At 41.3% G+C, this 13538-nt stretch carries 15 protein-coding genes; all 15 read left to right on the top strand.

The window, feature by feature from the left end:
• Window positions 1-114: 114 nt before the first annotated feature.
• A complete protein-coding gene (locus IPI99_04115; GenBank protein ID MBK7339698.1) occupies window positions 115-549 on the top strand; it encodes an Rrf2 family transcriptional regulator in 435 nt (144 codons plus the stop codon).
• A gap of 111 nt (window positions 550-660) precedes the next feature.
• Window positions 661-843, top strand: a complete 183-nt coding sequence (locus IPI99_04110) for a hypothetical protein (protein MBK7339697.1) — start codon at window positions 661-663, stop codon at window positions 841-843.
• 25 nt (window positions 844-868) lie between these two features.
• Window positions 869-3319, top strand: a complete 2451-nt coding sequence (locus tag IPI99_04105) for a heavy metal translocating P-type ATPase metal-binding domain-containing protein (protein ID MBK7339696.1) — start codon at window positions 869-871, stop codon at window positions 3317-3319.
• Entirely contained in the window at window positions 3316-3480 is a 165-nt protein-coding gene (ccoS, locus tag IPI99_04100) for a cbb3-type cytochrome oxidase assembly protein CcoS (protein ID MBK7339695.1), read from the top strand. The genes IPI99_04105 and ccoS overlap by 4 nt, the downstream gene beginning before the upstream one ends.
• Window positions 3477-5597 (top strand): cytochrome-c oxidase, cbb3-type subunit I, encoded by a 2121-nt coding sequence (gene ccoN, locus IPI99_04095; GenBank protein ID MBK7339694.1) that lies wholly within the window; start codon window positions 3477-3479, stop codon window positions 5595-5597. The genes ccoS and ccoN overlap by 4 nt, the downstream gene beginning before the upstream one ends.
• 16 nt (window positions 5598-5613) lie before the next feature.
• Window positions 5614-5793 (top strand): CcoQ/FixQ family Cbb3-type cytochrome c oxidase assembly chaperone, encoded by a 180-nt coding sequence (locus tag IPI99_04090; GenBank protein ID MBK7339693.1) that lies wholly within the window; start codon window positions 5614-5616, stop codon window positions 5791-5793.
• Between the two features lie 30 nt (window positions 5794-5823).
• On the top strand, window positions 5824-6936 hold the full coding sequence (locus IPI99_04085) for a c-type cytochrome (protein MBK7339692.1): 1113 nt from the start codon (window positions 5824-5826) through the stop codon (window positions 6934-6936).
• A gap of 5 nt (window positions 6937-6941) precedes the next feature.
• Window positions 6942-8345, top strand: a complete 1404-nt coding sequence (gene ccoG, locus IPI99_04080; GenBank protein ID MBK7339691.1) for a cytochrome c oxidase accessory protein CcoG — start codon at window positions 6942-6944, stop codon at window positions 8343-8345.
• 38 nt (window positions 8346-8383) lie between these two features.
• The gene (locus tag IPI99_04075) at window positions 8384-8830 is read left to right on the top strand and encodes a FixH family protein (protein MBK7339690.1); all 447 of its coding nucleotides are present in this window, start codon (window positions 8384-8386) and stop codon (window positions 8828-8830) included.
• Window positions 8821-9546 carry a sulfite exporter TauE/SafE family protein gene (locus IPI99_04070; protein MBK7339689.1) on the top strand — a complete coding sequence of 242 codons (726 nt, stop codon included), beginning with the start codon at window positions 8821-8823 and terminating at the stop codon, window positions 9544-9546. The genes IPI99_04075 and IPI99_04070 overlap by 10 nt, the downstream gene beginning before the upstream one ends.
• 102 nt (window positions 9547-9648) lie before the next feature.
• Window positions 9649-9942 carry a hypothetical protein gene (locus tag IPI99_04065; GenBank protein MBK7339688.1) on the top strand — a complete coding sequence of 98 codons (294 nt, stop codon included), beginning with the start codon at window positions 9649-9651 and terminating at the stop codon, window positions 9940-9942.
• 30 nt (window positions 9943-9972) lie between these two features.
• On the top strand, window positions 9973-11178 hold the full coding sequence (locus IPI99_04060) for a hypothetical protein (GenBank protein ID MBK7339687.1): 1206 nt from the start codon (window positions 9973-9975) through the stop codon (window positions 11176-11178).
• 193 nt (window positions 11179-11371) lie between these two features.
• Window positions 11372-12121 carry a hypothetical protein gene (locus IPI99_04055; protein MBK7339686.1) on the top strand — a complete coding sequence of 250 codons (750 nt, stop codon included), beginning with the start codon at window positions 11372-11374 and terminating at the stop codon, window positions 12119-12121.
• Window positions 12121-12882, top strand: coding sequence for a hypothetical protein (locus IPI99_04050; GenBank protein ID MBK7339685.1), 762 nt, complete (start codon window positions 12121-12123; stop codon window positions 12880-12882). Before IPI99_04055 ends, IPI99_04050 begins: the two co-directional genes overlap by 1 nt.
• A 75-nt stretch (window positions 12883-12957) precedes the next feature.
• Window positions 12958-13428 carry a hypothetical protein gene (locus IPI99_04045; GenBank protein ID MBK7339684.1) on the top strand — a complete coding sequence of 157 codons (471 nt, stop codon included), beginning with the start codon at window positions 12958-12960 and terminating at the stop codon, window positions 13426-13428.
• The last annotated feature ends 110 nt before the right edge of the window (window positions 13429-13538 follow it).

Genomic DNA, 13538 nt, shown 5'->3' with positions numbered 1-13538 from the left:
AAGTGTAAGAATGCATGATTTTGCCGGATTTCATGCATAAAATCAAAATAGAAGATAATAAACTCCTGAATTTAGATCATTTATTTATAGATTTGCCTAAACAAACACAACAAGTTGTTCTCTAAAACATGTGAATACGCGATTAAGGCCATGATTTTTGTAGCGCAAAAATCAAGCGGTGACCTTCGTATTGGTATCAAAGAAATAGCAAGAGGAACTGACGCTCCGGAGCATTTTATTGCCAAGATCATGCAGGATCTCAGTCGCCGCAAACTGGTTCATTCTGTCAAAGGACCAAACGGGGGTTTTTTTATGGATAAGAGTGATCTCAATGTCACATTGGCGGATATCGTCAAGGCCATAGATGGAGAAGCTATCTATCTGGACTGTGTGCTTGGTTTGAAGACGTGCAATGAGGCAAAACCTTGTCCGGTGCATTTTGAATATCGCGAAATCAAAACAAATCTGATCCACATGATTGAAAGCAATACTATAGGAGATTTTAAGGGTAAGCTGGACTCAGGTAAATATTTTTTGAAAAATGAATAATTTTTTAAATCAAAAAAGGGATAAAAGGGTGTTTTACTATATTATATTTGTGCCTCATTTTGGTAAATCAACTGATGATCAGAGTTGCTAAAATGATATAAACAGCAGATTATGAAGGAGTTGAATCAATCCGGCCCGGAAGGGGACCGAAATCCAAAGTTAAACCAGGAGATCTTGCAGGAGATGATGCAGTTGGGGGAGAAAGCAAAATCATGTTGTGGTAGCTGTAAAGGAGGAGGACTTTGCTCTTCTGACAAAACAAATTCTGAAAAACTTGATCATCCACATAGTTAAGATTAGGTAAATTCGTGCTTTGGGTATGGAATCCGTTAGGCAAGCAGTAGGGTGTTTTCATTGTGGAAGCGAAACTTCAGGACAAACCTACGTTTTGGAAGGCAAGTCATTTTGTTGCAATGGCTGCCGAACGGTATTTCAGATCCTTCAAAAAAATGACCTTGGTGAGTATTATCAACTCAATTCCTGTCCGGGTCTGAGCCAGCGCAATGAAGTCAGACAAGATAAATACGCTTTTTTGGATGACGAAGAGATCGCTCGCAAACTGGTGCATTTCAGCGACGGAAAACAAGCGCAGTTGATTCTTTACTTACCCCAGATTCATTGCTCCAGCTGCTTGTATATTCTCGAACAACTCAACCGGCTCAACGAAGGCGTGATCGCCTCCCGGGTCAATTTTGAGAGGAAAGAAGTTTTCATCAGTTACAATCTCAGTAAGACCAGCCTGCGCAAAGTGGCAGAAACTCTGGATAGCATCGGTTATGAACCACATCTCAGTTTGAACGACATCCAGAAATCAGGCACAGCATATACTGACAAGTCGCGTATCTACAAAATTGGAATTGCTGGATTTTGCTTTGCCAACATCATGATCTTCAGTTTTGCGGACTATCTGGCCATCCAAAACACCATCGATACGAAGTTGCATTTCGTTTTGAAATTTCTGAGTATTGCTTTGTCCTTTCCCGTATTGTTTTATGCCGCTACGGAGTTCTTTACTGCGGCATGGAAAGGCCTTAAAAACGGCTATTTGAATATTGACTTTCCGGTGGCTCTGGCTCTGAGTATAACCTTCATCAGGAGTTTGTTTGAGATCCTGTCAGGGACCGGAGGCGGATATTTGGACAGCATGAGCGGTATTGTGTTTTTTATGCTCATCGGGAGATGGCTCCAGTCGAGGACACATAGCGCGATTTCTTTTGACCGGGATTACAAATCATTTTTCCCAATCGCCGTAGTCAAGCTATCTGAGGGTCAAGCAGTACCCACAGAAGTGTCCAAACTCAAAGAGCATGACCTGATCCGAATCCATTCCAATGAAATTATTCCCGTAGATGCTATGGTTTCAAAAGGCAAGGCGAGTATAGATTACAGCTTTGTAGTAGGGGAGAGTCAGCCCTCACCTGTCAGCATCGGTGAGATCGTTTATGCCGGTGGCAGACAGACAGGAGGTATGCTGGAACTCGTTGTCCTTAAAGAAGTGTCTCAAAGCTATTTGACTAATCTCTGGAACCAATCCGCTTTTAATGACAAATCCTCCCTCAACCGGACGACTTACGACCTTGTAGGGGCTTATTTTACTTATGCAGTTCTTCTGATCGGTATCGCAGCAGGAACTTATTGGGGTATGAAGGGTAATACGGCATATATGTGGAATGCCATCACCACGGTACTTATTGTGGCCTGCCCCTGTGCTTTGCTCCTTTCCCAAAATTACACCAATGGCAATATCCTACGCATCTTTGGCCAAAACAGATTTTACCTAAGATCTGCAGAGATCATCGATCGAATAGCAAATATCAACCACATCGTTTTCGACAAAACGGGAACATTGACACAGTCAGGATCCGCACAAGTGATGTACTTTGGTCCCAAAATGGCGGAAAAGGACTTACAAAATATTGCTTCGATGATCAAACAGTCCACTCATCCTGTCAATAAAAGTATATCTGAATTTATCAATGTCAAAGACTGTCGCAACATCGAACATTTTGTCGAACACGAAGGACTGGGCATGGAAGCCTGGATTGATGAGACACATTATAAAATGGGTTCTCCCACATTTATTGGAGGCGAGTATCAGACTGATCAGTCAGGCAGTAAGGTGGTACTGTACAAGGACGGCCTGATCACAGGCGAATTCGTATTGAGGAATAAATACCGTTTTGGTATGCAAAACCTGTTTAAAGGATTGAAATCCAATTTTTCCTTGTCCCTGCTTTCGGGGGATAATGATTTTGAAAAACAAAATATCACCCGCCTGATGGGGCCGGACTGTGAAGTGCTCTTCCAACAAAGTCCCCAACAAAAGCTTGACTATGTAACTGCCTTGCAAAATGAACACCATCTCAAAGTGATGATGATCGGTGATGGTCTGAATGATGCCGGAGCGCTCAGGCAGAGCGAAGTCGGCATTGCTGTAGTAGAAGACAACAATGTATTTACACCTTCATCCGACGGAATAATAGAAGCTTCCAGACTTTCTAAATTAGCTTCTTACATCCAATTCGCAAAATCAGGCAAAAAGATAATCTTTGCAACGTTTTGGATCAGTGTGGCATACAACCTGATCGGTCTTTTCTTTGCGGTGCAAGGGATACTTTCCCCGGTCATTGCAGCAATTCTCATGCCTTGCAGCTCCATCACCATTATATTTCTCACCTATGGCCTTACTGAGTGGTTGTCCCGCAAGTACGGACTCCGTGAAGATCAAAATGTCAATCCTATTCTATCCACGCAAAGCATTACAGTATGAATGTTGTGATTCTACTATTGATCATCAGTATGTTGATTTCGGGAGGATTCCTGGCTGCTTTTTTGTGGAGTGTCAAAGACGGACAGTACGACGATGAGAAAAGCCCGGCACAACGCATATTATTTGAAAATAAAACAACCAATAAAAATAATGAAGCATGAATAATGAAAGATTTATTTACGACAACAAGCTTCCCAAGCTGTTTGCGATAGCAACCATCACCTGGGGAGTTGTAGGGATGTTATTGGGCGTCATAGCCGCCTTTCAGCTGGCTTTTCCGGTGCTCAATTTCAGCGAGTATTTGCCTCATCTGGCTTTTGGCAGACTCCGTCCTGTACATACCAACGCTGTGATCTTTGCCTTTGTGGGCAACGGTATTTTTACAGCGGTATATTATTCCCTGCCGAGATTGCTCAAAACAGAAATGTGGAGCAATACTCTGGGCAAGATTCACTTTTGGGGCTGGCAGCTGATTATCGTTCTGGCGGCGGTCACATTGTTGAGCGGTATTACCACAGGTAAGGAATACGCCGAGTTGGAATGGCCGATAGATATCCTCATCACTTTAATCTGGGTGGTATTTGGTATCAATATGTTTGGGACCATCCTCACCAGGAGGGAAAGACACCTTTATGTAGCCATCTGGTTCTTTATCGCTTCGTGGGTGACAGTAGCAATGCTGCACATCGTGAACTCTTTTGAAATTCCTGTCAATTTGTTCAAAAGTTATAGCTGGTATGCCGGAGTGCAAGATGCCCTCGTTCAGTGGTGGTACGGCCACAATGCGGTAGCTTTCTTCCTCACCACACCCTATCTGGGACTAATGTACTACTTCCTGCCAAAAGCGGCAGACAGACCGGTTTATTCGTACCGCTTGAGTATAGTACACTTTTGGAGTTTGATATTCATTTATATCTGGGCCGGACCACATCACTTGCTTTACACAGCACTACCTGACTGGGCGCAGTCCCTGGGTACGGTGTTTTCGATCATGTTGATCCTTCCGAGCTGGGGAGGTATGCTCAACGGTTTGTTCACACTTCGGGGAGCATGGGATAAGGTAAGAGAAGATCCGGTACTCAAGTTTTTTGTGGTAGCGGTGACATGTTACGGTATGAGTACCTTCGAAGGTCCGATGTTGTCATTGAAGAATGTCAATGCCATCTCCCATTACAGCGACTGGACAGTGGCACACGTACATATCGGCGCTTTGGGATGGAACGGATTCATGACTTTCGGTATGTTGTATTGGTTGTTCCCGAGACTATTCAATACTAAATTATATTCCCAAAAACTAGCTTCTACACACTTCTGGATAGGCACATTGGGTATCATTTTGTATGCGATTCCGATGTATTGGAGCGCGTTCAGATCCTACTTCATGATGAAGGCATTCACTCCAGAAGGTCAGTTGCAATATCAGTTTATAGATATCGTCCAGACTGTGGTTCCATTTTATATCATCAGAGCTATAGGGGGTACGATCTTCCTGGTGGGAGTGCTCATCATGGTTTACAATTTGATTAAAACTGCTAAATCCGGCAAATTTGTGGAAACCGAAACCGCAGAAGCACCGGCATTGGCAAAGAATTATAATCCTGGCCCAAACAGCTTCTGGCACTCATTTATCGAGCGCAAACCATTGTTGATGTTGGTAACCAGTTTGGTTTTGGTAGCTATTGGAGGATTGGTAGAATTGATCCCGACTTTTTTGATCAAAGAAAATATTCCGACCATTACATCTGTAAAACCTTATACGCCACTTGAACTTCAAGGACGCGATATTTATATTCGCGAAGGTTGTTACAACTGCCACTCACAGATGATCCGACCATTCCGCTATGAAGTGAAACGATACGGAGACTATTCCAAAGCAGGCGAATTCGTTTATGACCACCCGTTCCAGTGGGGTAGCAAGCGCACAGGACCGGACCTTGCACGTATAGGTGGAAAATACAATGACGCATGGCATTTCAACCATATGTTGGAACCGAGCTCTATGGCACCGGGTTCGATCATGCCATCTTATCCTTTCTTGTTTACTACAGACCTGGACAAAGGAACGACTATGTCTAAGATCCATGCGATGAGAAAGCTCGGCGTCCCTTATCCTGAAGGATACGAAAGCATAGCAAACGATGACATAGACAAGCAAGCTGCCAGCATTGCAAATAGTCTCAAAGAAAATAAGATCGAAATCGAAAAAGGCAAGGAAATCGTAGCCTTGATCGCTTATTTGCAGAGATTGGGTAAGGATATCAAACTTTCAGACAAATAATTTAAATTAAGAGAAAATGAAATTTGGTACTTATCTGGAAAAGATCACCGGAGTCAGTATATATCCGATTATCTCCTTGTTGCTTTTTATTCTTGTTTTTTCATATGTCATCTACATGATATTCAGGATCAGCAATAATGAAATAGAACATATGGAAAGAATCCCTTTGGATGATCAACCGGAAAACAAAAACTAAATATTTCGAAATTCATCAAATATTAAAAAAATGAAATCCTTCAATTTTATAAAAAAGATAGTTCTGCTTCTACCTGCGATGATGCCCTTGCTTGTCCAAGCACAGACAGCAGCGGCTGAGCCGGCGAAAGCACCTTCACTGGATATGACATTTGTGTTGTTTGTCATTGCGTGTTTATTGTTTTTGCCTTTAATTTATGTCAGCAAAGTATTTGTCAATCTTTCTAAAAAAGACATTCAAAGCAAAATCACCGGCGAGCATAAAAAACTGAGTGCTTTGTTAGCCCTGATACTGGCTTCTCAAATTGCGCAAGCTCAAACTGCTGTGGTGGAACAGCCTTCATTCTTTTCTGCAATCAATACACAGTCCTGGATATTGCTCATCATTATATTCATAGAGATTATTCTGATCGTATTTTTTGCCATGCAGGTAAACCGATTGTTGATGCCTCACTACGTGAGAGAAGACTATGTCGAACAAGCGGGTTTGTGGGAAAAGATCAATGCATTCAGACCTATGTCAGATGAGGCCAAGATCGACCTTGGACATAATTATGATGGCATTAAAGAGTTGGACAATATCACGCCTCCTTGGTTTACGACGACCTTTATAGCGTCGATCATTTTTGCAATGGTCTATATGTACCGATACCACTATGTACATGCTGCTCCGCTCATGATCGAAGAGTATGAAAATGAAATGGCTCTGGCAACAAAAATGGATCAGTCAAGACTCTCAGGACAGAAAAACCAAATCGACGAAAACACTGTTGTTATGATGTCTGCAGCCGATATAGAAATGGGTAAAAAAACCTTTGCGGAAAAGTGCGCAGCATGTCACCAGGCTCATGGAGGATCGATGCCTGGAGGTGTAGGCCCAAATTTGACAGACGACCATTGGATTCATGGAGGTTCAATAAAAGATATATTCAAATCAATCAAATACGGATGGCCTGAAAAAGGGATGATCTCATGGAAAGATCAGATGTCAGCCAATGAAATGTCCCAGGTGACCAGCTTTATCAAATCCATCAAGGGTTCGAATCCGCCGAATGCCAAAGAGCCGCAGGGAGAGGTGTATAAAGAGGAAGCTGCTCCTGAAGCTGCTGCACCTGTAGCAGCAGACAGTACTGCTAAAAAATAAAATTCTTGAAAGAGAGCGATAGTCATCACGAAGATTCATTCCGGGACCGGATCAGTACGGTCAATGCATCCGGAAAAAGAAACTGGGTTTACGCATTAAAACCCTCAGGCAAATGGTACAAGTACAGAATCGTATTTGCGGTTCTGTACTTGGCATTTTTTATACTGGTGCCATTCATCAAGGTCAACGGTAATCCGCTGATGTTGATCAATCTGGTCCAAGGCAAATTTATCCTGTTCAGCAAGATATTCTGGCCCCAGGATTTTTTCATATTTGCCCTGGGAATGATCACCATGATCATTTTTATCGTATTGTTTACAGTGATTTATGGACGACTTTTCTGCGGGTGGGTCTGCCCCCAGACGGTGTTCATGGAGTTCATCTACAGACCTATCGAATGGCTGATAGAAGGATCTCCTTCTCAACAACGCAAGCTCAACGATGGTCCTTGGACCGGTGAGAAAATCTGGAAAAAAACGGTCAAGCATCTGCTGTACTTTCTGATCGCCGTCCTGATCACACACGTCTTTCTGGCTTATATCGTGGGAGTGGACGAAATCGGGAAATTCTATTCAGAACCACTGGGAGATCATATCGGATTGTTTTCCGGTATTTTGTTTTTTTCATTACTGTTCTATGGTGTGTTCGCCTTTGTGAGAGATATCGTCTGCACGACAATTTGTCCTTATGGCAGACTTCAGGGAGTGATGTTTGACAAGGATACGATGCAGATCGCCTATGACTACAAGCGCGGTGAACCGCGAGCTAAGTTTCGCAAGAATGTGGAGCGTACAGAGGGTGATTGTATCAACTGTCTGAAGTGCGTCCAGGTCTGTCCTACGGGTATCGATATCCGCAACGGTCTGCAGATGGAGTGTGTTGGTTGTGCGGCTTGTATCGATGCCTGCAATGAGGTCATGGATGCGGTTCACTTAGACAGAGGCCTGATCCGCTATGCCTCTGAGAACGAGTTGAAGACCGGTGTGAAGTTTCATTTCAACACCAGGATGAAAGCTTATACCGGACTACTTATGCTCCTGATCGTTGTCATGAGTGCTTTTGTGGCCACGCGCAAGTCAGTAGATACCTATATCTCCAGAGTGAAAGGTCAACTTTATCAAGAGACCCAAGATCAAAAAATCAGCAACCTCTTTGAAGCAAAAATCATCAACAAGACAAAGAAAGAAATGCCTGTAAGCCTGAAAGTACAGGGATTTGACGGCAACTTCAAGTACGTTGGTGTAGATGGCATTGTGCTCAAAAAAGAAGCCATCACCGACGTCACATTCTTCCTCGAGATCCCCAAGGATCAGGTCAAGCTGCACAGTACGCCGATCAAGATAGAAGTGTACTCAGGAGAAGAAAAGCTACAAACGGTCAAAACCAAGTTTTTGGGACCATTCAATTGATTCGGCTGTGAGCCGGAGTACATGAAAAAAGAAAGACAATGAAGTGGAATTGGGGTACGACGATCGCCTTGGTGATCATCTTGTTTCTCGCCATCATGGCTGGGATGGTGTATGTAGCTATGCGACAGACGAACGAAATGATGGACGCCAATTACTATGAGAAGGAAATCCAGTATCAGCAGCTCATCGACGCATCCCGGCGCTACGAACAGCTACCTCAAGACAGCTTGCTAAAAGTGGCTCCGGATCATATTGCGATCTACATACCTACAGCACAATTGCAAGATTTCAGAGGAGGGGAGCTTGAACTTCTACACCTCAATGACGGAGCAGCGGATCACAAGATCGCTCTCCAACCAGATGCTGCGGGTTTGTGTCTCATTCCTCTAAACGCGTTGAAGAATGGCTCTTACAAAATGAGACTGTCCTGGACCGCAGCAGGAGAGAAATATTACAAAGAACAAGAAATACAAATTTGGAACTAGCGATACTCTGGAAGGCGTTTCTGGCCGGATTTGGCATAGGGATCCTGGGGAGTTTACATTGCGTTGGGATGTGTGGGCCTCTGGCTTTGTCACTACCTGTCGTACAAGGCCGAGGGATGCGTTTTGCGGTGATCAAGATTTTGCTATACAATGCAGGCAGAGTAATGAGCTACACTGCGATCGGCCTCGGTATGGGAATCATCGGCTTCAGTTTTGCACTATACAACCTCCAAAGGTGGCTGTCGATCGGGTCGGGATTGATTATACTGGGTATTGCTGTGATGCAGTTCAGGCAAGTGCGACATATCGTGCTGCTGGAGGGCTTGTACGAAGGCGTCAGCCGGAAGATCTCAGGCCTCCTGAGCGGCAAAGAAAGCCCGGGCAAGTACCTGAGTCTTGGCATCGCCAATGGATTTTTGCCCTGTGGGCTGGTTTATGTGGCTCTGGTGACGGCTTTGTCAACGGGCAGGTACTTCTCTTCGGCAGCGGTGATGATGGGCTTTGGGGTCGGTACGGTGCCACTGATGTGGACACTGATGTTTTTAGGCAGGAGATTGCCTGCGAGTGTGGGGCGGATATTTCAGCGGAGTGTGCCGTATGTTTTGCTGGTATTGGGATTGTTGTTGATCATGCGGGGGATGAACCTGGGGATACCTTTCATCAGCCCTGAGATCAACGAGTATGACACTGCGAAAGGCATCCGACACTGTCTATGAGCTTAGTCTGTTCGTCGGCCTCGTGGCAAAGATTTCGATAGAAAAGGCATATTTAGCCGGGAGTGCCCCCTGCGTACGAAGTCCTTGGGGTCGCCGTCCTGCGTGGTTCGCTCTTCGCTCCGTCAGCCGGCTGCGGCTGACCTGCTGCGCAGCTCTCCGGCCGGCTCACTCGAAGGAAAGAAGTCTGAGAAAATAATCCTGAATCCACCCGGCAAAATGGGACAAAATCCTCCTTATATTTGCTTGCCAAAGCTCAAACCGCCCTTAAAAATGAAAGGAAACCCTGGTCACATAGAAGATATCTACGCCATAAAATATATACGCCATATGGCGTATATATTTTATGGCGTAGATAAAGATGTTGTGCGTCATTCTATGGCGACATTGCAAACATGAAAATTTAGAACATAAACTGATAGTCAAAAAATGAAACATCCATTACAATGTCCGAACTGTGACGAATTCAGATACCTTGAGTATATCGGAGTTCGTTTTGAAGAAGGCAACAAAGGTTTTGGGGTAAAACTTCCAGTTTTTATGTGCAAATCTTGTGGACAACATGACTGTCAAGTTCCACAAGAGCAATGCATGAAATTCAAAGATGAAATTATGCCGACCATTAATGACGGAGAATTCTTTGACATGGATTTGAAATACATTTTTTCCAAACTTGACCCTCAAAGAAAATTTACTTACTACGACCATTTGGGTTTTGACTATGACTCTCGGGACTATTATTTGATACCCGGAATTTATCGTGAACACGATGATGGTTATTTAACACCGGTTTTCTTTGACAAAGACATTTTGCTTTATTACAACAACCATCCTGACTATTCTGTAAAGCTTTACTCTTTTTCTTCGGGTAACATATATCACAAAGGAGAGAGAATGTTTAATTGGGGATTTGGTATAAATAGGAATGGAAAAATATTTAAGTGGCTTGGCGACCTTTCAGAAGATTTTGAAGAAGACGAAATGAAACCACACCTTAAAAGATTTCAAGCATCAAATGTTCCATCTGACCACGACATAGTTTCTAAATTTTATTTCAGCCAAAATCCATTTTCAATTAAGGATGCATTTCAAAAATCAGATAATGAGTATAGACTGTTCAATATCAAAAGTGAGTTTGAGCATAAAATAAAGAATGACTTTAAAATTAATCTTTCCAAACTTGACATTGATGCGGTGATTGCTTACTACAAACACCCAATACTTGATGACAGAAATCAAATCTTTGAGGCATATCTTAAACTTGACAAACTGATAGTTGAAAATCTTGAACAAACAGAAATTAGAAACCTGTTACTGGCTAACGGGCTGACAACATCAGACCTTGAAAAAGACGGCAAACCCTTTAGAAGTTTAAAACTGTTTTCGCTTTTCATTCAGCATTTTCAAAAAATTGAAAACGCTGACAAGATTGTTACACCACTTTTTGTGGTTAATGATTTACGGCAACTACATGGACATTTATCTGACACAAGTTTTGATAAAAGATATTCGTCCTGCAAAGAACGACTTGATTCACCAAATGATATTTCCGACCTTGAGTTTTTTAAAGTTGTTGTGAGTGCTTTAATAAAAATGTTTGAAATGTTACACCCAACTAAAGAAAATGATGAGTAATTTCAAACTAAATCGCTACATAGGAAGAGAAGAACGAACGCACAACAGCACCTACCCAAAAGGCGGGTTTTCGCGCTTCGCAGACAGTTTTGTGGAAGCCGAAAGTTCAGTTCTCCGAATGAAGTTCAGTGGTAAAAATCCCGCCCTTCGGGTAGCTGCAAAACGTTATCAATAAGTAAATAAAATATATTGTATGAATCAAGAAATAATTATTGCCGCAATAGATGCATTAAAAATTATTGGCCCAAGTGTCATACTACCCATATTTATTTTGTGGATGACAAACAGAAATGCTAGAAAAAATCGTGAAATAGAACAAGAATTTGAATTAAAAAAACTTCAAAAAAATAAGGAGTTAGATGTTGATTATTCAATTGAGTTGAACAGAAAGAAACATCATATAATTGTTCATTCCGCATTAGTAAATATTTTATTTGATATTCAAAAACTTCACATTAGTCTTTCAGGACATTGCTCTGATGTATCATGTATTGATGACGCTATGAAAGAGTTTCAAAATAAGTTTACAGAACAGCAAGCCAAAATATCTGAATATCAAATATTCCTATCATCAAATATTACAAATCGGCTTTATAAATTTTATAGTCTACTTGGAGAGTTAGCAGTAGAATTAAGGGAAATAAAGGAATCAAAACAATTTGAGATAGCTATAGCATCTGTTTATAATTATTCTGTCCGACTTGCTGAAGAAATAATATATATCCAAAATGAAATATTGGCAAAGAGAAAGGAGCTCAATTCAGATTTTAATACTTTAGAGTTGCCATATTTTAGAAGTTGCTGCGGTCAAGAACCACCTGATAATATAAAACAACAATATGAAAATATCAGAAAGAAGAAAATGGCAATTGCTAGTGCTTTAGATAAATTACCACTTGAGTTACCTGTTGTATTAGAAAAGGAAATAATTTTGAATCAATAATGATAAGACCAGATCATAAAAAATATTTAGCCTTTTTTGATATTTTGGGCTTTGAAGCATTATATAACGAAATTGGGATTGAAGAAATTATCATCAAATACGAAGAATTTATCAGTTTAGTAAGCAAAATGGAAAAAGAAGCAGGTTGTTGTTTAGTCAACGCAGGGGGAATGCAAATGAGTATTATGATGAGTATCCCGATTAATTATGGATATTTCAGTGATACGATTTTGTTTTGGGTAGATGCAGATAAAGCACCTACTCAAGTGCAATTAATAAATTTAATGGAAGAAGTATTGTGTCGATCTATTGAATTAGGCATGCCACTTCGTGGATCACTTAATGCTGAAGTTACACATTTTGATAAAGAGAAAGGTATATTTTTGGGGAAATCTTTAATTTGTGGAGCAAGGGCTGAATCAGCTCAAAAGTGGATAGGTGCTACGTTATCTAATTCATACTTTTCATCAGGTGCAGCTATTGATGTAGAGAAAGTGCTACCCTACAACAAACATATTAAACCTGATAAGAAAGAATTTGTCACAAATTTTGTTATAGACTTCCCAAAACATTGGAGAAAGACAAGAAAAGAAGATCTTATTACAGAAATTAATAGATTAAATAAAAAACTAGAATACTCAATTATTTATGAAAATACAATTGATTTTTGCAGATTTTCAGAAGATATGGAAAATAAGAAATGGTGGGACACTTCAGACTTTGATGAAATAATACATCCGTTTAAAAGAATTACCAATTGATAACAATGCACTGGACGTACAGACTTGCTATCGCTACGTCCGTCGCCAGTGCTAAACGTTGGTGGCAAGCATAATATGACGACACAAAAGAAAATATTGACTGGTGGACTAATTATTTTAATGACAATTTTTCTGTACTTCTGGTATGCGATTTATACCTGGGACAGTATGGGGGAATGTGGTATGGACACTGGGCCTGTTTACGGACAAAAAATTAACATTGAGATTAACAAGATTATAATTGATGAATATTTAACAATTCCGGGTGGGCAATTTGGGATCTCCAATACAAATAATCGCAAATTGTCGACAGACACTATTCCACCGATACTCGTAAAACTTGACAACAAACGAAATTTAATTTGGGCTGTAAAATTAGACTCTGAAAGTTCTGGAATTCCACTGTACGAAATGGACAACATTAAATTATTGGACGACAAATACGGAAAAAGAATTACATTTTTTAATTCAAGTTACTCTGAACCAGGGACAATATATTTGACAGACGAATTTGAATTCGACTATTTGTGTTTAAAAGCATTTTAATTATGCATTGCAGATGTTGACTTATAACTCTTTCATTTGCTGGCCCTAAATAGGAAGACAAGTATGCCTGCCACCAACATAGTCTTTGTGCAAGCGGGGGAGCAGTGCTA

It is taken from the genome of Saprospiraceae bacterium (assembly GCA_016710235.1).
Taxonomy (GTDB): Bacteria; Bacteroidota; Bacteroidia; order Chitinophagales; family Saprospiraceae; genus Vicinibacter.
Note: the sequence above shows the minus strand (reverse complement) of the source record. Positions and strands in the feature narration are given on the sequence as shown.

Bases quoted from the DNA above. Each gene is read 5' to 3' on its own strand.
- IPI99_04110 (MBK7339697.1), top strand. From the start codon at position 661: ATGAAGGAGTTGAATCAATCCGGCCCGGAAGGGGACCGAAATCCAAAG.
- IPI99_04105 (MBK7339696.1), top strand. From the start codon at position 869: ATGGAATCCGTTAGGCAAGCAGTAGGGTGTTTTCATTGTGGAAGCGAA.
- ccoS (MBK7339695.1), top strand. From the start codon at position 3,316: ATGAATGTTGTGATTCTACTATTGATCATCAGTATGTTGATTTCGGGA.
- ccoN (MBK7339694.1), top strand. From the start codon at position 3,477: ATGAATAATGAAAGATTTATTTACGACAACAAGCTTCCCAAGCTGTTT.
- IPI99_04090 (MBK7339693.1), top strand. From the start codon at position 5,614: ATGAAATTTGGTACTTATCTGGAAAAGATCACCGGAGTCAGTATATAT.
- IPI99_04085 (MBK7339692.1), top strand. From the start codon at position 5,824: ATGAAATCCTTCAATTTTATAAAAAAGATAGTTCTGCTTCTACCTGCG.
- IPI99_04075 (MBK7339690.1), top strand. From the start codon at position 8,384: ATGAAGTGGAATTGGGGTACGACGATCGCCTTGGTGATCATCTTGTTT.
- IPI99_04060 (MBK7339687.1), top strand. From the start codon at position 9,973: ATGAAACATCCATTACAATGTCCGAACTGTGACGAATTCAGATACCTT.
- IPI99_04055 (MBK7339686.1), top strand. From the start codon at position 11,372: ATGAATCAAGAAATAATTATTGCCGCAATAGATGCATTAAAAATTATT.
- IPI99_04050 (MBK7339685.1), top strand. From the start codon at position 12,121: ATGATAAGACCAGATCATAAAAAATATTTAGCCTTTTTTGATATTTTG.
- IPI99_04045 (MBK7339684.1), top strand. From the start codon at position 12,958: ATGACGACACAAAAGAAAATATTGACTGGTGGACTAATTATTTTAATG.